The organism is Micromonospora echinospora (assembly GCF_900091495.1).
Taxonomy (GTDB): domain Bacteria; phylum Actinomycetota; class Actinomycetes; order Mycobacteriales; family Micromonosporaceae; genus Micromonospora; species Micromonospora echinospora.
The window spans coordinates 806,306-823,549 of sequence record NZ_LT607413.1 but is presented as its reverse complement, the minus strand read 5'-3'; the positions used below and the strand labels follow the sequence as shown (position 1 = coordinate 823,549).

Genomic DNA, 17,244 nt, shown 5'->3' with positions numbered 1-17,244 from the left:
GAGCATTGCGCACATGACAGCTCCGACACCCCTGCCGCGCCGTACCCGCGCGGCCCATCCGCTCGCCCGTCTGGCCGCCGGGGCCGGCCTGCTGGTCGTCCTGGTTGCCCTGCTGCTCGTCCCGGCCGGGCCGGCGAGCGCGCACGCGGTGCTGGTGAGCAGCAGTCCGGCCTCGTCCGCCGTGGTGCAGGGCGCTCCGGCCGAGGTGGTGCTGACCTTCAGCGAGTCGGTCCGGCAGGTCACCGACAAGATCCGGGTGATCGCCCCGGACGGGTCGCGGGCCGACCGGGGCGGGCCGGTCTTCGACGGCGGCGTGGTGACCGTGCCGGTCGACCCGGAGGGCGGGCGCGGCACCTACCTGGTGAGCTACCGGGTGATCTCGGCCGACAGCCACCCGGTGTCCGGGGCGTTCACCTACTCGGTCGGCGCGCCGTCGACGGTGCCGGTCGACTCGGGGGCGGACAGCGGCGCCGACCCGGCGGTGAGCCTGACGACCAGGGTCGCCAAGTACCTCACCTACGTCGGTCTGCTGCTGCTGGTCGGGCCGGTGCTGATCTTTACCGCCTTCTGGCCCCGGCGGCTCTCCCGCACCGGGCCGGCCCGCGTCACCTGGACTGGCTTCGCGCTGGTGGTGGCCGGCACCCTGGCGGGGCTCTGGGCCCAGGTGCCGTACACCACCGGCGGCGGGCTGTTCGACGTCGACGGCGGGAGCCTGCGGGACGTGCTCGGCAGTGACTTCGGCCTGGCCCACCTGGTCCGGCTCGGGCTGTTGGCCGCGTCGGCGTTCCTGCTCCGGCCGCTGCTGGCCGGGCGGGAGGGCCGGGCGGACCGGGTGATCCTGGCCATCCTCGGCGTCGCCGCGCTGTTCACCTGGCCGCTGGCCGGGCACCCGGCGGCGTCGCCCGCCCCGCCGCTGTCGGTCTTCGCCGACGCCGTGCACCTGGGCAGCATGGCCGTGTGGCTGGGCGGACTGGTGGTGCTCGCCGGGTTCCTGCTGCGGTCGGCCGAGGAGCACGAGCTGGACGCGATCCTGCCGGTCTGGTCGCGGTGGGCGGCGATCGCCGTGGTGGCCCTCCTGCTCGCCGGCACGGTGAACGCGTTGATCGAGGTGGGCAGCCCCGGTGCCCTGGTCGACACCACCTACGGCCGGCTGCTGATCGCCAAGATCGCCCTGTTCGCGCTGGTGGTCGGGGTGGCGGCGGTCTCGCGTAACCTGGTGCGCCGGTGGCGGGAGGCGGCCCGGCCGAGGCCCCTGCGCCGGGCACTCTGGCTGGAGCTGGCGGTCGCCGCGGTGGTGCTCGGGGTCACCGCCACGCTGGTGCAGACCACACCGGCCCGCACCGCCGGGGCGAACATCGCCGGGAGCGGCAGCACCCTCTTCAGCACCACGGTGACCAGCTCGCTCTACTCCCTCCAGGTGGAGGTGGACCCGGCCGAGCCGGGCAGCAACTCCATGCACCTGTACGCGTACCAGCCGGACAACCGGCCGCAGCCGGTGGTGGAGTGGAGGGCCACCATCGCGTTGCCGTCGGCCGGGATCGAGCCGATCGAGATCCCGCTGCTGCCGCTGACCGACAACCACGCCACCGGGGAGATCAACCTGCCGGCGTCGGGGGAGTGGCAGCTCCGGGTCACCGCACGTACGTCAGAGATCGACCAGGCCACGGTGACCACCACCGTGCCCGTCCGATAAGGAAGGTTCCATCCCATGATCCGTCACCGGCGCATCGCGGCAGCCGCCGCCGCCCTCGCTCTCGGCACCGTCGGCACCGCCGTCCTCGGCTTCGCCGGGTCGGCCTCGGCGCACGTCACGGTCAACCCGCAGGAGGCCGCCCAGGGCAGCTACGGCCGGTTCGCGTTCCGGGTGCCGAACGAGAGCGACACCGCCTCGACGGTCAAGGTGGAGGTGGTGCTGCCGGAGAACGCCCCGGTCGGCTCGGTGTCCACCATGCCTGTGCCCGGCTGGACGGTGACAGTCGAGCGGCGCAAGGTCGACCCACCGGTGGAGGTGCACGGCAGCCAGCTCTCCGAGGTGGTGTCGAAGCTCACCTGGACGGCCGCTGCGGGCGGCGGGGTCAAGCCGGGCGAGTTCCAGGAGTTCCCGGTGTCGATGGGGCCGCTGCCGCAGACCGGGCAGATGGTCTTCAAGGCCCTCCAGACCTACTCGGACGGCAACGTGCAGCGCTGGATCGAGGAGCCCACCCCGGGCGGCGAGGAGCCGGAGAGCCCGGCGCCGGTGCTGGCCCTCGCCGCGGCTACCCCGTCGGCCGCGCCCGCCGCTCCGGACGCCGATGACGACGACACCGACGAGGTGTCGTCGGACGACACCGGGCTGGCCACCGGGCTCGGGGTCGCCGGGCTGGTCGCCGGCCTCGCCGGCCTGGGGCTGGGCGGTGCCGCGTTCGCGCGTACCCGACGGGGGCCGGCGCGGGACGCCTGAGCCCCACCACGTCCGCACCGGCCCCGTCGGATTTCCGGCGGGGCCGGTGTGTTGCGGCGATTGTCCGCTTGATTGCAATATCCGGGGATTGCGTCACTTGTCTGGGTAAGGTCGTCCAGGTACCTGGCTCAGGAGGAGGACGACACGAATGCGGTTCGCGCGGGCGCTTGCCGGAATGCTGTTGCTGGTCATCGGGATCCCGGCGCTCGTCGCCGGCGGTGCGCTCTGGTTCGTCGCCCACCGGGCCGACCCGGATGGCGGGTTCCGCGCCCGGTTCGAGCCGGTCACGACCACCGGCCACGCGGTGGTCGTCACCGACCTGCCCGACCTGCTGCGCCGGGACGCGCCGTTCGTCCACGTCGGGGCGAACCGGCTCCGGCTGACCGCCGACACCACCGAGGGGCCCGCGTTCCTCGGGCTGGCCCCGACGGCCGAGGTCCAGCGCTGGCTGGGCGACGCGCCCCGGGCCAGCCTGATCCGCGTCGTGGTGGCCCGGGGCGCGCTGCCGGCACGGGTGGAGCCGGCGGGCGACGCCGAACCCGTCGACCCGGCGCCCGGACCGGTCGGCCGGCCCTTCTGGACGCGCGAGGGCATCGGCGTGCTGGAGTGGACCCCGAGCGAGTTCGGCGACCAGCCGCTGAGCCTGGTGCTGATGCGCCCGGACGGCCGGGCGGGCCTGACCCTCGACGTCCGGGCCGAACTGCGGCCCGGCTGGCTCACCCCGGCCCGCTGGGCGCTGCCCGCCGGCGGAGCGCTCCTGGTGGCCCTGGCCCTGCTCCTGCTGCGCCCGCCCCGCCCCCGGGAGGTGGTCTTCGTGGTCGAACCCGACCAGGTGCCGATCCTCGCCCAGCGGCTCGGCGTGACCTCGCTCAGCGCGCTCGGCTCGTCGCCCGGCGATCCGCCCCCGACACCGTCGGAGCGGACGTTGGTGGCGGTGGGGTCGGGCGGCCGTCCCGCCATCGGGCCGGTCCCCGGTCGCCCGGCCACCCTCGCGGATCTGCCCGCCGACCGGCACGCGGAGGAGGGCCGCCGGCCGGTCCCGCCCGGCCTGCTCTGGCCGCCACTGCCGCCCGACGGGGCGGGCGGGGCGGCCCGGGGGAGTGGGGACCCGGACTGATTCCGGGCCCGGACGGCGGGCGGCCCTCCGCGCTGCCGACACGGAGGGCCACCTTCACCGGGGGATCGGTGCTACCTGAGAGAACGTCTGAGGTAGGTGATACCAGATTAGCCGGAAAACACGTTACCCGTCAGTTCTGTCCATTTGATGCAAGTTTCGTCTTGGGGCGCCAGCGGATCCACCGGGGCGGTCGCGCGCGGGGCACGTGCGGACCCGCCTCGGTGACCCGGTCCCCGGCGGCCGGCCGCACCGGCAGCACCACGAGCAGCAGCAGCGAGAGCAGCACGTAGGTGTTGCGGGTCAGCACGTCCACCGGGTCGTCGATCCGGGCCGGGCCGGCCCCCCAGTCCTGGAACGAGACCACCCCGTAGGCGATCACCAGGTAGATGGCCACGGCCGCCACCACCAACCACCGAATCCGGGCCGGCCGGACGGCAGGACCGAGGTCGTCGTCCGCCGGTCGATCTCGAGCCGGGCGCAACCCGGCGTCGAGCATGATCACCACGGCCGGGATGAACCAGTAGATGTGGTGGGTCCAGGTGATCGGACTCACCAGCCCGCCGACCAGGCCGGTCAGGGTCAGCCCGGTGAGCACGTCACCGGCCCGCGCCGCCCGCCACGCCCGCCACAGGCCGTAGACGGTGACCGCCGCCACCAGTAGCAGCCAGACCAGCCGGTCCGGCTTCTCCGGCACGGTGAAGCGGCTCAGCAGCCCGAACAGGGACTGGTTGCCGGTGTAGTCGGTGCGTCCCACCCGGTCGGTGGCCCACAGCTCGTGGGTCCAGAACCGCCACGAGTCGCGCGGTGCGACCGCCGCCGCCAGCAGCGTCGCCGCCGCCGCGGTCGCGCTCGCCACGGCCGCCGCCCGCCAGCGCCGGGTCACCAGCAGGTAGACGATGAAGATGCCCGGGAAGAGCTTGAGCGCCGTCGCCAGCCCCACCGCCACCCCGGCCCAGCGGCTTCCCCGGGGTACGGCGAAGAGCAGGTCGGTCAGGATCAGCACCACCAGCAGCATGTTGATCTGGCCGAAGGTGATGGTCTCCCGGGTGCTCTCCACCGCGAAGGCGAGCAGCACCGCCACGGTCAGCGTGAACAGGCGGGGCAGGCCGTGCCGGGCGACCAGCGGGTCGACCAGCCATCGGGTCGTCACCACCACGCCGATCGCGGTGAGCACGGTGAAGACGGTGATGGTCGCGCCGAGCGGGAGCATCGCGAACGGTCGCAGCAGCAGCGCGCTGAACGGCGGGTAGGTGAAGTAGAGGGCCCCCTGGACCCGGTCCGGCTGGCTGTAGTCGTAGAGCGGGTTGCCCGCCGCCCACCACTCCATCGCCCGCATGTAGATCTTCAGGTCGAAGAAGTCGTGCACGAGTCCCGGCAGGTAGAGGGCGGGCAGTACGGCGACGAGGGCCAGAACGGTCAGGAGCCGGCGGACCCTGCGCCCGCCCGGGTCCTCCTCGACCAGGGCGGACGGAGCGGCAGGTTCGGCTGGCACGGGGAAACCCTAACGGTCGTCCCGCCCCACGGTGCGCAGGCGCGGGCCGTCTGCGCTGCGCGTAGTCTGTTCCGGTGGCTGATCTTCTCGTCTGGATCGACTGTGAGATGACCGGGTTGGACCTCGGCAGGGATGCCCTGATCGAGGTCGCCGCGCTCGTCACCGACCCCGACCTCAACGTGCTCGGCGACGGCGTGGACGTGGTCATCCACGCCGACGAGGAGAAACTGGCCGGCATGCCGGAGATCGTCCGGACGATGCACGAGAAGTCCGGCCTCACCGAGGAGGTACGCCGCTCGGCGGTCACCCTCGCCGAGGCCGAGGACCTGGTGCTGGAGTACGTCACCAGCTTCGTGAAGGACCCGCGTACCGCCCCGCTCTGCGGCAACTCCATCGCCACCGACCGGGGCTTCCTCGCCCGGGACATGCCCCGCCTCGACGGTCACCTGCACTACCGGATGATCGACGTCTCCTCGATCAAGGAGCTCTGCCGGCGCTGGTACCCGCGTGTGTACTTCGGGCAGCCGGCCAAGGGGCTGGAGCACCGGGCGCTGGCCGACATCCGGGAGAGCATCCGGGAGTTGGAGTACTACCGCCGTACCCTGTTCGTCCCGCTGCCCGGGCCGGACGTGGAGACCGCCAAGGCGATCGCCGCGGAGCTGTAGGGCGGAATTCCGGCCCGGGGCGGAACCCGCTCGACGGGACCGGGAGGGGTGTGGCTATCATTGGTCGGCGCGCCCGCCCGGGTCGGTGATCCGGGCGCGACGGCATGGTGGCTGTAGCTCAGTTGGCAGAGCACCGGGTTGTGGTCCCGGGTGTCGTGGGTTCAAATCCCATCAGTCACCCCACCTGGCGATGAGCCCCCTCCATGGAGGGGGCTCACTGCTTTTCCGGCCCCGTCCGGTTCCCTCCGGCCCCGTCCTGCCCCCGCCGGGGAAAGCTTGTCGAAGTTGATGGATATCACCGAGGGCGATGCGTGGCGACTGGCGGTAACGTACGTAGCATGACTACTGTTACGCCTCGCCAGGCACCGATAACCGTGACCCTGGCCGCCGTGGTGTTCCTGCTCGCCGGCCTCCAGGCCGTCCTGCGCATGTACGACGGCCTCGGCGGCGCAGGCGGCGTCGTCGTCGCCCTCATCGCGGCGGTGATCTACCTCGCCATCGCCTTCGGGCTCTGGAAGGGCAACAAGATCGCCTGGATCCTCGCCATCATCGGCGGCGCGCTGGCTCTGCTGAGCGTCTTCAGTGGAGAGTGGCTGTCCTTCGTCACCGGTCTCGTCCTGCTCGTGCTCCTGCTGCTCCCGCAGTCGCGACAGTGGTTCAACCGGTCGTGAACGGGGACGGCCGGGGCGTCCCGCCTCCACTGCGGGCCACCCCGGCCGTCACACGCTGACCGTCAGCGTCCGGTCACTGCGTCGCCGACGGCGTCGCCTCCGGCGCGGAGGTGGCCCCCGGCTCGTACGGCAGGGCACTGCCCTTGACGTACTCGTCCCAGCTCATGTTCCAGTCCGTCCAGCCGTTGCCGTTCTGGAGCTTGCGCTCGGTGCCCTTGACGGTGACCGGGTCACCGATCCGGGTCTGGTTGAACAGCCACGCGCCGTCGGCCATCGAGACGTTCACGCAGCCGTGCGAGACGTTCACCCGGCCCTGCTGCCCCTCCGACCACGGAGCGGCGTGGATGAACTCCCCGCCCCAGGTGAGCCGCTGCGCGAAGTCGATGTCGGTGCGGTAACCCTCCTCCGGCCCCAGCTCGTCGAAGGTGTCGAAGACCGTCTCCTTCAGCTTCTCGATGACCACCATCGTGCCGCTGGACGACGGGGTGCTCTTCTTGCCGAGGCTGACCGGAATGGTCTTGATCACCTTGCCGTCCCGGGTGACCGTCATCCGCTTGGTCTTGTTGTCGACGGTCATCACCGTCGCCGCACCGACCTTGACGTCCACGGTCAGGTCGGACCGTCCGTACCAGCCGGCGCCCATCGGCAGGCCGCCGGCCTGCACCCGGTACTGCACCGTGCTGCCCGCCTGCCAGAACTCCTTCGGCCGGTAGCGGATCTCGGTCGGGCTGACCCAGTGCCAGATGCCCTCCTGCGGCGGGTCGGAGCGGACGGTCATCCGACTCTGCACGTCGTCGCGGTAGTCCTCCGGGATCGCCCGACCGAACTTGACGATCAACGGCATACCGACCCCGACCACCTGACCGTCACCGAGGAAACTGGTCACCCGCACCTGATTGGCCGGCTTGGCCATCGTGGTGAAGGAGTGCGTCGCGGTCGCGGCCTTCCCGTCCGAGCCGGTCGCCGTCACGGTGGCGGTGTACGTCGCGCCGTACTCCAGCGCCCCCGCCGGCAGCCAGCTCTTCCCGTCGGCGGCGAGCGTACCCTCGACCGCCGCGCCGGCCGGGTCCTTCAGCTCGACGGTCGTCTCCTGCGCCTTCTCGGCCGTGAAGGTGATCCCGGTGGAGGCCGGCACGTCCTTCGCGTTGGCCTGCGGAGCGGTGATCGCCACGGTCGCCTCGGGCGCCTTCTCGCTGGCGCCCGGTGGGGCCGCCGGCCCGTCGTCGCCCCCACCGGTGCAACCCGAGGTCAGCGTGAGCGCGACGGCGAGCACCGCGGCCGCGAACCCGCCGCGTCGCCGGCCGCGCCGGGCGCCCCCGCTCCGGAACAGCTGGTTCAGGTCAGCTCGCATGATGTCCTCACAGTCGTGGTCCCGGAAACCATCGTCCCTCTACAGACGCAGGGAACCTCGTACCCGTTTCGGAGCGTGAAGGAAAACACGCGACCCAGGTCGATCAGAGCGCCAGCGTGGCGCCCTCACCACCGTCCGGTACGGGCAGCGCGCTGCCCTTGACGAACTCCGCCCAGCTCAGGCTCCATGCCGTCCAGCCGTTACCGGCTGCGAGCTTACGCTCCGTGCCGGTGATGGTGATCGGGTCGCCGACCAGGGTCTTGGCGAACAGCCAGCGCGCGTTGTCCATGGAGACGTTCACGCAGCCGTGCGAGACGTTGCGCCGTCCCTGGTGCTGGACGGACCACGGGGCCGCGTGGATGTACTCGCCGCCCCAGGTGAGGCGCTGGGCGAAGTCGATGTCGGTGACGTAGCGGTTGGCCGGGTCGGGATCGTCGCGGGTGTCGAAGACCGTGGCCTCCTTCTTCTCCATGACGACCATCGTGCCGCTAGAGGAGGGGGTCGACTTCTTGCCGAGGCTCACCGGCAGCGTCTTGACCACCTGGCCGTTCTCGGACACCGTCATCTGCTTGGTGGCGTTCTCGACCTTCATCTCGAAGGCCCGACCGATCTTCGCGCTGGCCCGGCGGTCGATGTTGCCGTACTTCCCGTTGCTCAGCGGGATGCCCTCCAGGGCGATCCGAACGGTGAGCTTCGTGCCGGGCGTCCAGTACTCGGCGCCACGGTAGTAGGCCTGGGTGCCGTTGGCCACCCAGTGCCACGCACCCGGCTGCGGCGGGTCGGTCTGGACGAACATCCGCTTCTGCACGGCCGCCCGGTCCTTCTTCGGAATGCCCGGGGAGAACTCGGTGACCACTGGCATCGCCACGCCGTAGGTCTTGTCGTCGAAGAGGTAGAGCCCCGAGCCGATCACCGACTTCGGCTTCTTCATCGTGGTGAAGGTGCTGGTGCCGGTCACCTGGCCGGCCGCGCCGGTGCCGGTGATCGTGGCGGTGTAGCGGGTGCCGTACTTCAGCGGGGCGGCCGGCACCCACGACGAGCCGTCGGTACGTGCCGCGCCCGCGACCGGCTTGCCGTCGGCCGCGGTGAGCGTGACGTCGGTGATTTTCACGTCCGGGGTCCCGGCGGCGATCTCCGTGCTCACCGGCCGGTTGGTCGCCCCGTCGGCCGGACTGACCGGAACGGTTCCCCCGTTCGGGGCCGGTGCCCCGCTCGCCCGGTCACCCACCGGTGCCGCCACGCCCGTCTCGGGTGCCCCCGAGGGGCCGCCGCCCACGAACGCCGGCTTCTGCGGGTCGGGGCCGCAGCCCGTCAGTGCCACCGACGCTGTCACAGCCAGAGCGCACACCATCGCCCCGGCCCGCGCGAACCTGCCCATCCCCACCTCAGTTTCTTGCGTGCCTGGCGGACATCGTGCCGCATCGGCGCCCGCCGTCGATCCCCGGTGACCGGAATCCTGGGTACTTTGTCCGCTTTTGGCGGTTAATCTCGTCCGAAGAGGTGAGGAGGGGATCGGATTGGAACCCGGTTCAGGGTGCGTGCTAAGGTTCTCCCCGTTGCCAACGAGCGCCGCTAGCTCAACTGGCAGAGCAGCGGACTCTTAATCCGCGGGTTCGGGGTTCGAGTCCCTGGCGGCGCACCAGCAATAAAGGCTCTGACCTGGGGTTTCACCGTGGGTCGGAGCCTTTTTCGTTTCCGTGTCGGTGGTCCGGTGCTCGGTGGGTGCTCGGGAGCGGTTGGACCGTTCCGGCTGCCGCTGGACGGGCGGCGCGGCGGTAAACGTTGGCGGTTGTCCATCGTGGTGGTGCTCATCCCCTGAACGGGTCTATGTGGTGGCCGCGATTCCCGGGGGCAACCGGCGCGGTGAGGTGACGGCGTTGACGGACTTCGTTCGGGCCTGCCGCGAGCGCGCCCGTAGGCTGGGGATCACCACCGCCGCGCTCGGTCCCTAGGAGCCCCATGTTCGTCGAGACGCGCACCCGACCGGTGCTCGCCGAGGTGTGTCGTCGACTGGGCTACCGGGAGGCTGATGCGGTCCTGCTCCGGCACCACACCAACGCCGTCTACGCCGTCGACGACGTGGTCATCAAGATCGCTCCCGGCGACCTTGGTTTTGAGCGGGTGCGCGCGGTGGTGGCCGTGGTGGGCTGGCTGGCGGACCGACGGTTCCCCACGGTCGAACTGCATCCGGGCCTGTCGCAGCCGTTGCGGGTGGGCGGCCATGCTGTCACCGTCTGGCAACGCCTGGACCCGGCGCTCCACCAGCCGATCACCGTCGCCGAACTCGGCGCACTCCTGCGTGAGCTGCACGCCCTACCTGCCCCGCCGATGCCGCTACCGGTCCTGCGACCGATCCACGGTATCGAGCGGTCCATCGCCCGCTCGGAGATCCTCAACGCCCGTGAGCGAGACCTGCTCATGGGCCGCCTGCAGGTTCTGACCGCAGGCTGGGAGGCGATGCGGTTCCCGCACCATCCGAGCCTGATTCAGTCCGACCCGCAGATCCGCAACGCGCTGCGGCGTTTCGATGGCACCCCCGTGCTGGCGGACTGGGACGGCGCTGTACTCGGGCCCCGGGAGTGGGACGTCGCCACGGTGGCTGTTCACTGCCGCCGGTTCGGCCCTCCCGGCCCGCAGCTTTTCGCTGATTTCACCGCCGCCTACGGCTGGGATGCCACCTCCTGGTCCGGCTTCGACGAGCTGTGCCAGCTCCGCGAGCTGCAGATGATCGCGACCAACGCCCGTAAGTCCCGACCCGACACCGATGCCGCCGGCGAGGTGCACCACCGCATCGCGGGCCTCACCGACGACGGGACGCGACCGCGCCGGTGGCGAATCCTCTGACCCCGGCACCGCGGTCGGCGGCGCGTTGCTTTAAGTCCGTGCGTCGTAAGCGCGCCCGGCTGCTATCCCGAATGCCGTCCCCCAAGGGAAGACCCGTTGCCGGTCGTTTCCGCTGCCCGGCGGGTGCGGTTCCCATTCGTCTTCGGGGCCGAGTAGGACGTGCACTCCCTCGTTGCGGAGAGTGGCCACGGCGCGGCGGAAGGGGAGCCGGGTAGCGAGAGCGGCGTTGACGAACGGGACGACGACGGTCGGTACGTGTCGTCCGATGAGTTCGGCGACTGAGGTCATGGCGTAGTTGTCGGCCAGGCCCAAGGCGATCTTGTTGATTGAGTTGTAGGTCGCGGGTGCGATGACGAGAGCGTCGGCGGCGGGAAGCGAGCGGCGGGCGCCAGGGGATGCCTGGTAGGTCGATCGCACGGGGACGCCGGTCAGCTCCTCGATGGCCGCCAGGTCGATGAAGCTCGTCGCGTTGGGTGTGGCGGTGACCGCCGCAGTCCAGTTCTGTTCCTGTGCGGCAGTGACCAGCTTGGCTGCGTCGGCGGCGGGGCCCGCACCGCAGACGACGATCTGCAGGTGGCCGCTGGTCATAGCGGGATGCCGGCGGTCTGGGCGAAGTCGACGACGGCCATGCGGACCGAGCCCTTGGCGAGGAGGGCGAGGTCGCTGGCGATGCGTTGGACCGCTGGACGGCAGCGGATCTCCTCGGGTGCCACCTCGTAGGCGGTGCGGAGCGCGTTGAGGCCGTGTTCGTGGCGGCCCCACTGGGTGTAGGCGCGGGCGACGTCGACGTACAGCGTGGCTCTGCGTTCGGCGAGCGCCACCTTGTTCAGGGGCACGGTGCGGGCGATCGCGATGGCCGTTCCGGCGTCGCCGAGGGTCAGTGCGATGTTGACCTGGTGCAGTAGGACGTTGGTGGCGCCGAAGCCGGTCCAGCGGTTGTTGCCGTCGTAGCCGAGTCGGGATGCGGCGCGGGTCGCCTCGTCGAGCATGGCGTGTGCGGTGTCTCGGTCGTCTCGACGGGCAGCGGCGACGGCACCCCGAAGGACGAGAGCACCGTACACGGCGACCGCGTCGGTCGACGCGAGGCGGGTAGCTCGATCGAGTACGCCGGCGGCGTTCCCGGCGAGGGTCACCGCCTGGTCGTCGTGGCCGTTGCTCATGAGGGCGTGGGTCATGATCCGTGCGCTCGCGGCGACGGCCACCGGGTCGTGACTCGCCGCCGCGGCGCGGGTGCTTCGCTCGGCTGCGACCAGGGCCATCCCTCGGTCGCCCATCTTGAGCAGGACACTTCCGGCTACGTGGTACAGGTCGGCGGCCGAGACCCTGACCTGCGTCTGATGCTTGCCTTCGGCATTGGCCTGGACTGGTTCGAGGGCCGGTAGCAGCGTGACGAGTCGGTCGAGGACGCGTTCATAGCGACAGGCCTGGTAGTCGTGCTTGACGGCGGCCACGTCGCGGGAAAGCTGCTGGACGGACAGCACCGCCGCAGGCGGATGTCGGGGCGAGACGAGCGCGTCGAGTAATGGCGCGACGTTTGGCGCAGCGGTGACGCCGACCGCAGCCCTGCGCAGAAGTTCTCTCCGTCGCACGTCACCATCCGAGCCCGAGTCGCCGTGTCCGTCACCTCCAGTATCAGCGTCCGCGCCGGTCTGCGGCGGTGCGGTACTCACAGGTGCACCGCTGCTGCCTGCTATTCGTAGGGCCTCGAAGCGTTCGCGTACGTCGGATGTGGCTCGGGCCAGCACGGTGTCCAGCGCGGCCTGCATGTCGGCGCGCGGGAGGATCCTGTCGCCCTGGCTGCTCCACTTGGCCACCGTCCGCCGGGCCGCGCCCAGGTGCTCGGCGAAGGCGGTGACGCTCATACGCAACGCCTGGCGCAGTGCGTTCGCCTCCCGGCCGGTCCAGGTCGTCACCGGAGCCATCGCACCTTCTTCCCGACACGGACAGCCACCTGCCTGGTGATCGTAGCGGCACGCCGGGTGACAGCAGGTGCACCGGCAGTGCACCAGCAGGACATTCCATCCACCCGACTGCCCGGCCAGTCTGGATGTGCCGGAGCACTGCTTCTCCCCGGGGCGCACCGGCCAGTTCAGCGGCAGTCAGGCGCAAGGAGCTTCAGATGAATGTGCCGATCGGCGACAGGTCGGAACGCGACCCTGAGCACCGGCAAGTGCTATCGCCGGGCACTCCGTCAATTGCGCAATTGACTCCCCGTCTGCGTACCGCCGAGAGGGCTGCGTGGGCGGGTGGGCGGCGGTCTGCTCCCGGCCGTCGTCCCGCTGCGGTGGGCTCGCGCCTTCGGGCGCAGGCCCACCGTCTCGCGGAACCCGCGACAGTGTCGGCTCCGCCTGAAAACTGGCTCTGGCACACATTTTGTGAGTCGTGTTCGTCGGTAGTTCGGGTTGGTTGGCCGGATGGAGATCATCTCGGCGTTGCTTCCGCATCTGGTGGGCCTGCGGTTGGAGGCGGTGGTGGTCCGGGGCGTGGGGGTCAGGATCGAGGCGGCGACACAGACGGTGCGGGCGCAGTGCGGTCCGTGCGGTACCTGGTCGGCCACGGTGCATGGCCGCTACGTGCGGCGGTTGGCCGATGTCAGGTTGGGTGGCCATGAGGTGCTGGTCGCGTTGACGGTCCGCCGATTCGCCTGTGTCAACAGCGACTGCCGGCGGCGGACGTTCGTCGAGCAGGTGCCTGGGCTGACTCGTCGGCATGCCCGTCACACGGTCCTGGCGGCGGGTGATCTGGAAGCCGTCGCGGTGGCGTTGGGTGGTCGGGCGGGCAGTCGGTTGGCGCAGCGGTTGGCGGTGGCGGTGTCGCGGATGACGTTGATCCGGATGATCCGGCGGATGCCCGACCCGCCGCCGGTGACGCCGACGGTGCTGGGCGTGGACGACTTCGCCAGACGCCGGGGGCACCGCTACGCCACTGTGCTGATCGACATGGACAGCCGCCGGCCGATCGACGTCCTGCCCGACCGCACCGCCGACACCCTCGCCGAATGGCTGCGCGAGCATCCCGGCGTCCGGGTCATCTGTCGGGATCGCGGTGGCAGTTACGCCGACGGCGCCCGCAAGGGCGCACCCGACGCGGTCCAGGTCGCCGACCGGTGGCACCTGCTAAAGAACCTCAGCGACACGGTCGAGAAGGTCGTCCGTGGGCACCGCCGGTGCCTACGAGCGCACACCGATCCGCTTCCCGCCCTGTCTGCGCCCCCTCCGGCCGAGCCGGTCAGGGCGGGACGTCGGGCGGCGAACACCCGCCGACGCCACGCGGCCGTGCACGCCCTGCGGGCCGAAGGACTGTCGATCAGCGCGACCGCCCGGCGGCTCGACATGAACGTCAGAACCGCCCGCAAGTACGCCCGGGCCGCCACCGCCGAGGCGTTGATCGGCCCGAACGCCAGCAGCCGACCCAGCGTTCTGGCCCCGTTCCACGCCTACCTGCGGCAACGCCTCACCGACGGCGTCCACGAGACCGCTGACCTGCACGCCGAGATCCTGGCCCGCAGCTACCAGGGCAGCCTGCGCGTGCTGCGGGACTGGCTCACCACCAACCGCACCCGAACCACCCCTGTGGTCGTCCGGGTGCCGTCGGCTCGGCGGATCACCGCCTGGATCATGCGCCCCGGCCACAAACTGACCGACGACGAGCGCGCTGATCTCGCCGACGCCCGCCACCGCTGCCCCGACCTCGACACCATTGCCGACCTCGCCCGCGGCTTCGCCGTGCTGGTCCGCCATAAGGGCACCGGCCAGAACCTCGACGCCTGGATCCGCCGGGCCCGGCACGCCGATTACCCCGAAATCCGCGGCTTCGCCGCCGGCCTGGCCAGCGACCGCGACGCCGTCGTCGCCGGCCTTGCCCAACCTTGGAGTTCAGGCCCGGTCGAAGGCCACGTCAACCGCATCAAAACGATCAAGCGACAGATGTACGGCCGCGCGAACCTCGACCTTCTCCGCAAACGCGTCCTCGCCACCCCGTGATCCGTTGCCAAGATCAATCACAGAATGTGTGCCAGAGCCACGATTGAGGCGGCGTTGACAGACATTGGGGGACCAGACATGACCTTGTACATCTCCCGCTCCGTGGCGACCAGCCAGCCGCAGCAATTCGGCTTGCCGGCCTCGGCGCTGGCGGCATCGGTGGCCGTAGCGGATCCTCCGTTGCTGACCCACGCGTGGCGTCGGTTCTTCGAACAGCGGATCCGGCAGGAGGTCCGCCGATGAGCATGGAGCATCCAGGACCCGGCCACGGCGTAGACGCTGGTTGCACGGTGCGAGGCGAGCATCTGCCGTCGCATCCGTGGTGGCAGTGCCGCGCCTGCGGCCTCCCATGGCCCTGTGACCAGGCAAAAAACGCTCTACTCACGGAGTACGAGGGCAACTCCATCGGGCTGTCTCTCTACCTGGCGGCGTGCCTGCACGCGGCCATCGACGATCTGCGAGGGCTCAGGAACACGGACGGTTGTGTCGATGTCTTCGACCGGTTCCTCGGCTGGACCAAGCAGCGCGCCGGCACTCAGCGGATGACCGCGACCGATCCTTCTCCGCTGCCGGAGGAGACAGGATCGTGAACGGTATCGGTGCCATCGCGGCAGCGGAACGGCCGGCCATCGCCAGCGTGTTTCATACGCTGGTGGTGCAGCCGACCAGCTTCTGCAATCTCGACTGCGCCTACTGCTACCTCCCCGACCGCCGGTCGCGTCGGCTGATGACCGGTTCGGTGGCGCAGGCCTGCGCGAGTTCGATCGAGCGGCAGGGTAGCGGTCATCCGGTGAGCGTCGTCTGGCACGGCGGCGAGCCGACTGCCACCCCGATCAGCCACTTCCAGGAACTGCTCGCCCCCTTCGAGTCGCTGCGACGCGCGGGACGGGTGCGCCACGAGATCCAGACCAACGCCACTCTGATCAACCAGCGATGGTGTGACCTGTTCGCCGCTTACGGGTTCGCGGTTGGTGTCAGTGTCGACGGTCCTGGTGCCCTGAACCGCAACCGGCTCGACCACGCGGGCCGATCCACGATCAACCGGACGTTGCGCGGCATCCAGGTTCTGGCCGACGCGGGTCTGGAGTACTCGGTCATCTGCGTCGTCACCCCGGAGACCATCGACCACGCCGACAACCTTGTCGACTTCTTTACCGGCCTGCCGGGGTGCCAGTCCGTGGGCTTCAACACCGAGGAGCAGGAAGGTGCCGCCCGACAAGCAGTGTCAGAGGAGTCGGCGTACCGGTTTTGGCGGCGGCTCGTGCAGCGCCGTACCGCCGGTGGTCGGTGGTCGGCTGCGTATCCGTGACCTGGACCGCCTGGCCGACTACCTCACGGCGGCCCGTGCCGGACGCGTCGACCACGCACCGTATGAACCGATCCCCACGGTGTCCTGGGACGGACAGGTCGTGCTCCTGTCACCGGAGCTGCTCGGTATCACCGACCCCGGCTACGGGGACTTCGTCGTCGGCAACGTGGTCGAGGAACTGATCGCCGTGATGATCGCCCGGGCCGGCGGCCTGCGCTACGTCACCGAGTTCGTCACTGCGCTGAACGACTGCGTCGACCGGTGCGGGTTCTACGACTTCTGCCGTGGCGGACAGGCCGGCAACCGCTACTTCGAACACGGCACCTTCACCGTCCGCGAGACCGGCTTCTGCCGAACCACCCGGCAGGCCCTCGTCCGCGCCACCGCGGACCACTTCACCCCGACTGGAGGACCAGCATGACCAACGCCCTCGCCGCACTCGTCAACGCCGCGCCGCACCACCTCGACCGTCTCGGTGTCGCACCGTCCCGGGCGGTAGCTTCGGTCGACGCTGCGACGTTCGACAATCGGCCTACCTGGGACAACCGGGGCAACTTCGACAGCCGCCCGGGCTGGGACAACTGGAACAAGAAGAAGTGACCCGCTGACATCGGACCCGACGCACGGCGGCGCGCCGGGCGGCCAGCCCGCCCGCGCCGCCCCCAAGAAACAGGTAGAGGACTCATGCGAACCAGCACAGTCGGCGACCTGCGGATATTGCTCCCGGAGCTCGACCCTGACGACCTCGACACCATCAGCGACCCGTCCGACGACCTCAGCGACGGCACCATCGAGAACGCCTCCTGGCATGGCCTCACCCTGGACGACGTCACCGTCCGTGGCAGCCGGCTCATCGGTGTCGACGTGAGCGAGAGCAGCTGGGAGGCTGGGTCCCTCTTCGGTTGCGAGATCACCCGTACCGACTTCTCCGGCGCCACCCTGTCCGGCCTCAGCATCGAGCGCTGTGCCGTCACCGGCTCCCGGTTCACCGGCACCCGACTGACCGACATCCGGTTGAAGGATGTCCTGTTCGAGGGATGCCGCTTCGACTACGCGACCCTCACCCGGGTCACCGCCGCCGGAGCCGTGGCCTTCGTGGACTGCGTCCTCACCGACGCCACCTGGTCGTCCTGCCGCCTATCCGACGCCGTCCTGCGGTCCTGCCAGCTCGCCCGCCTCGAACTCGACTCCTGCCACCTCCACGGCGCCGACCTCCGGGGTAACACGCTGCACGACCTGAAGACCGCTCTCGGGAATCTGCACGGGGTCACCCTCGACGAGGACCAGCTACCCGACCTCACCCACCTTGCCGTCACGGAACTCCACCTCACCGTGCGGAAGCGGTGACGAAGCCGATCTTCACCTCAGGCGG

At 70.5% G+C, this 17,244-nt stretch carries 16 protein-coding genes, 2 tRNA genes and 1 pseudogene; 14 read left to right on the top strand and 5 right to left on the bottom strand.

Going from position 1 to position 17,244, the window contains the following annotated elements; genetic code table 11:
• Positions 1–13 precede the first annotated feature (13 nt).
• From GA0070618_RS03750 to GA0070618_RS35455, 3 genes are all read left to right on the top strand, one after another.
• On the top strand, positions 14–1,693 hold the full coding sequence (locus GA0070618_RS03750; protein WP_088980376.1) for a copper resistance CopC/CopD family protein: 1,680 nt from the start codon (positions 14–16) through the stop codon (positions 1,691–1,693).
• A gap of 15 nt (positions 1,694–1,708) precedes the next feature.
• Positions 1,709–2,440: a YcnI family copper-binding membrane protein gene (locus GA0070618_RS03745; protein ID WP_088980375.1), complete on the top strand. Its 732-nt coding sequence runs from the start codon at positions 1,709–1,711 to the stop codon at positions 2,438–2,440.
• 148 nt (positions 2,441–2,588) lie between these two features.
• Complete coding sequence (locus tag GA0070618_RS35455; RefSeq protein ID WP_414467554.1) at positions 2,589–3,557, top strand: hypothetical protein; 969 nt, start codon at positions 2,589–2,591, stop codon at positions 3,555–3,557.
• Between the two features lie 130 nt (positions 3,558–3,687).
• Here the strand turns inward: GA0070618_RS35455 and GA0070618_RS03735 are convergent, their stop codons facing one another.
• A complete protein-coding gene (locus GA0070618_RS03735) occupies positions 3,688–5,049 on the bottom strand; it encodes a glycosyltransferase 87 family protein (RefSeq protein WP_088980374.1) in 1,362 nt (453 codons plus the stop codon).
• Between the two features lie 74 nt (positions 5,050–5,123).
• Between GA0070618_RS03735 and orn the strand changes: the two genes are divergently transcribed.
• From orn to GA0070618_RS03720, 3 genes are all read left to right on the top strand, one after another.
• On the top strand, positions 5,124–5,714 hold the full coding sequence (gene orn / locus GA0070618_RS03730) for an oligoribonuclease (RefSeq protein ID WP_088980373.1): 591 nt from the start codon (positions 5,124–5,126) through the stop codon (positions 5,712–5,714).
• A 107-nt stretch (positions 5,715–5,821) separates the two neighbouring features.
• Positions 5,822–5,897 (top strand) — tRNA-His (locus GA0070618_RS03725).
• 155 nt (positions 5,898–6,052) lie between these two features.
• Positions 6,053–6,385 carry a hypothetical protein gene (locus GA0070618_RS03720; protein WP_143740218.1) on the top strand — a complete coding sequence of 111 codons (333 nt, stop codon included), beginning with the start codon at positions 6,053–6,055 and terminating at the stop codon, positions 6,383–6,385.
• A 73-nt stretch (positions 6,386–6,458) separates the two neighbouring features.
• Here GA0070618_RS03720 and GA0070618_RS03715 read toward each other — a convergent pair whose 3' ends face one another.
• Both GA0070618_RS03715 and GA0070618_RS03710 read right to left on the bottom strand, forming a co-directional pair.
• Positions 6,459–7,736: a L,D-transpeptidase gene (locus tag GA0070618_RS03715; RefSeq protein ID WP_088980371.1), complete on the bottom strand. Its 1,278-nt coding sequence runs from the start codon at positions 7,734–7,736 to the stop codon at positions 6,459–6,461.
• Positions 7,737–7,839: 103 nt separating this feature from the next.
• Positions 7,840–9,114 carry a L,D-transpeptidase gene (locus tag GA0070618_RS03710; RefSeq protein WP_088980370.1) on the bottom strand — a complete coding sequence of 425 codons (1,275 nt, stop codon included), beginning with the start codon at positions 9,112–9,114 and terminating at the stop codon, positions 7,840–7,842.
• Positions 9,115–9,302: 188 nt separating this feature from the next.
• Here GA0070618_RS03710 and GA0070618_RS03705 point away from each other — a divergent pair.
• Together GA0070618_RS03705 and GA0070618_RS03700 are read left to right on the top strand one after the other, a co-directional pair.
• Positions 9,303–9,378 (top strand) — tRNA-Lys (locus GA0070618_RS03705).
• 317 nt (positions 9,379–9,695) lie between these two features.
• A complete protein-coding gene (locus tag GA0070618_RS03700; RefSeq protein ID WP_088980369.1) occupies positions 9,696–10,580 on the top strand; it encodes a phosphotransferase in 885 nt (294 codons plus the stop codon).
• 30 nt (positions 10,581–10,610) lie between these two features.
• On the opposite strand, the gene GA0070618_RS03695 is transcribed toward GA0070618_RS03700, so the two are convergent.
• Together GA0070618_RS03695 and GA0070618_RS03690 are read right to left on the bottom strand one after the other, a co-directional pair.
• Positions 10,611–11,168 carry a flavoprotein gene (locus GA0070618_RS03695; protein ID WP_088980368.1) on the bottom strand — a complete coding sequence of 186 codons (558 nt, stop codon included), beginning with the start codon at positions 11,166–11,168 and terminating at the stop codon, positions 10,611–10,613.
• The gene (locus tag GA0070618_RS03690; protein ID WP_088980367.1) at positions 11,165–12,502 is read right to left on the bottom strand and encodes a hypothetical protein; all 1,338 of its coding nucleotides are present in this window, start codon (positions 12,500–12,502) and stop codon (positions 11,165–11,167) included. Before GA0070618_RS03690 ends, GA0070618_RS03695 begins: the two co-directional genes overlap by 4 nt.
• A gap of 492 nt (positions 12,503–12,994) precedes the next feature.
• Here GA0070618_RS03690 and GA0070618_RS03685 point away from each other — a divergent pair, with 492 nt between their 5' ends.
• The 6 genes and pseudogenes from GA0070618_RS03685 to GA0070618_RS03665 all read left to right on the top strand — a co-directional run bounded on the left by GA0070618_RS03685 (position 12,995) and on the right by GA0070618_RS03665 (position 17,219).
• Complete coding sequence (locus GA0070618_RS03685; protein ID WP_088980366.1) at positions 12,995–14,563, top strand: ISL3 family transposase; 1,569 nt, start codon at positions 12,995–12,997, stop codon at positions 14,561–14,563.
• Positions 14,564–14,641: 78 nt separating this feature from the next.
• A complete protein-coding gene (gene amcA / locus GA0070618_RS33265) occupies positions 14,642–14,806 on the top strand; it encodes a multiple cyclophane-containing RiPP AmcA (RefSeq protein ID WP_157748911.1) in 165 nt (54 codons plus the stop codon).
• The gene (locus GA0070618_RS03680; RefSeq protein WP_414467553.1) at positions 14,803–15,153 is read left to right on the top strand and encodes a hypothetical protein; all 351 of its coding nucleotides are present in this window, start codon (positions 14,803–14,805) and stop codon (positions 15,151–15,153) included. Before amcA (GA0070618_RS33265) ends, GA0070618_RS03680 begins: the two co-directional genes overlap by 4 nt.
• Positions 15,150–16,293, top strand: a pseudogene (amcB, locus tag GA0070618_RS35300) (cyclophane-forming radical SAM peptide maturase AmcB). The gene GA0070618_RS03680 and the pseudogene amcB overlap by 4 nt, the downstream one beginning before the upstream one ends.
• Positions 16,290–16,472, top strand: coding sequence for a multiple cyclophane-containing RiPP AmcA (gene amcA, locus GA0070618_RS03670; RefSeq protein ID WP_088980364.1), 183 nt, complete (start codon positions 16,290–16,292; stop codon positions 16,470–16,472). Before amcB ends, amcA (GA0070618_RS03670) begins: the two are co-directional and overlap by 4 nt.
• A gap of 84 nt (positions 16,473–16,556) precedes the next feature.
• On the top strand, positions 16,557–17,219 hold the full coding sequence (locus GA0070618_RS03665) for a pentapeptide repeat-containing protein (RefSeq protein ID WP_088980363.1): 663 nt from the start codon (positions 16,557–16,559) through the stop codon (positions 17,217–17,219).
• The last annotated feature ends 25 nt before the right edge of the window (positions 17,220–17,244 follow it).

Excerpts from the sequence above, each read along its gene's own strand:
- GA0070618_RS03750 (WP_088980376.1), top strand. The coding sequence starts at position 14 with ATGACAGCTCCGACACCCCTGCCGCGCCGTACCCGCGCGGCCCATCCG.
- GA0070618_RS03745 (WP_088980375.1), top strand. The coding sequence starts at position 1,709 with ATGATCCGTCACCGGCGCATCGCGGCAGCCGCCGCCGCCCTCGCTCTC.
- GA0070618_RS35455 (WP_414467554.1), top strand. The coding sequence starts at position 2,589 with ATGCGGTTCGCGCGGGCGCTTGCCGGAATGCTGTTGCTGGTCATCGGG.
- GA0070618_RS03720 (WP_143740218.1), top strand. The coding sequence starts at position 6,053 with ATGACTACTGTTACGCCTCGCCAGGCACCGATAACCGTGACCCTGGCC.
- GA0070618_RS03715 (WP_088980371.1), bottom strand. The coding sequence starts at position 7,736 with ATGCGAGCTGACCTGAACCAGCTGTTCCGGAGCGGGGGCGCCCGGCGC.
- GA0070618_RS03710 (WP_088980370.1), bottom strand. The coding sequence starts at position 9,114 with ATGGGCAGGTTCGCGCGGGCCGGGGCGATGGTGTGCGCTCTGGCTGTG.
- GA0070618_RS03700 (WP_088980369.1), top strand. The coding sequence starts at position 9,696 with ATGTTCGTCGAGACGCGCACCCGACCGGTGCTCGCCGAGGTGTGTCGT.
- GA0070618_RS03695 (WP_088980368.1), bottom strand. The coding sequence starts at position 11,168 with ATGACCAGCGGCCACCTGCAGATCGTCGTCTGCGGTGCGGGCCCCGCC.
- GA0070618_RS03690 (WP_088980367.1), bottom strand. The coding sequence starts at position 12,502 with ATGGCTCCGGTGACGACCTGGACCGGCCGGGAGGCGAACGCACTGCGC.
- GA0070618_RS03685 (WP_088980366.1), top strand. The coding sequence starts at position 12,995 with ATGGAGATCATCTCGGCGTTGCTTCCGCATCTGGTGGGCCTGCGGTTG.
- amcA (WP_157748911.1), top strand. The coding sequence starts at position 14,642 with ATGACCTTGTACATCTCCCGCTCCGTGGCGACCAGCCAGCCGCAGCAA.
- GA0070618_RS03680 (WP_414467553.1), top strand. The coding sequence starts at position 14,803 with ATGAGCATGGAGCATCCAGGACCCGGCCACGGCGTAGACGCTGGTTGC.
- amcA (WP_088980364.1), top strand. The coding sequence starts at position 16,290 with ATGACCAACGCCCTCGCCGCACTCGTCAACGCCGCGCCGCACCACCTC.
- GA0070618_RS03665 (WP_088980363.1), top strand. The coding sequence starts at position 16,557 with ATGCGAACCAGCACAGTCGGCGACCTGCGGATATTGCTCCCGGAGCTC.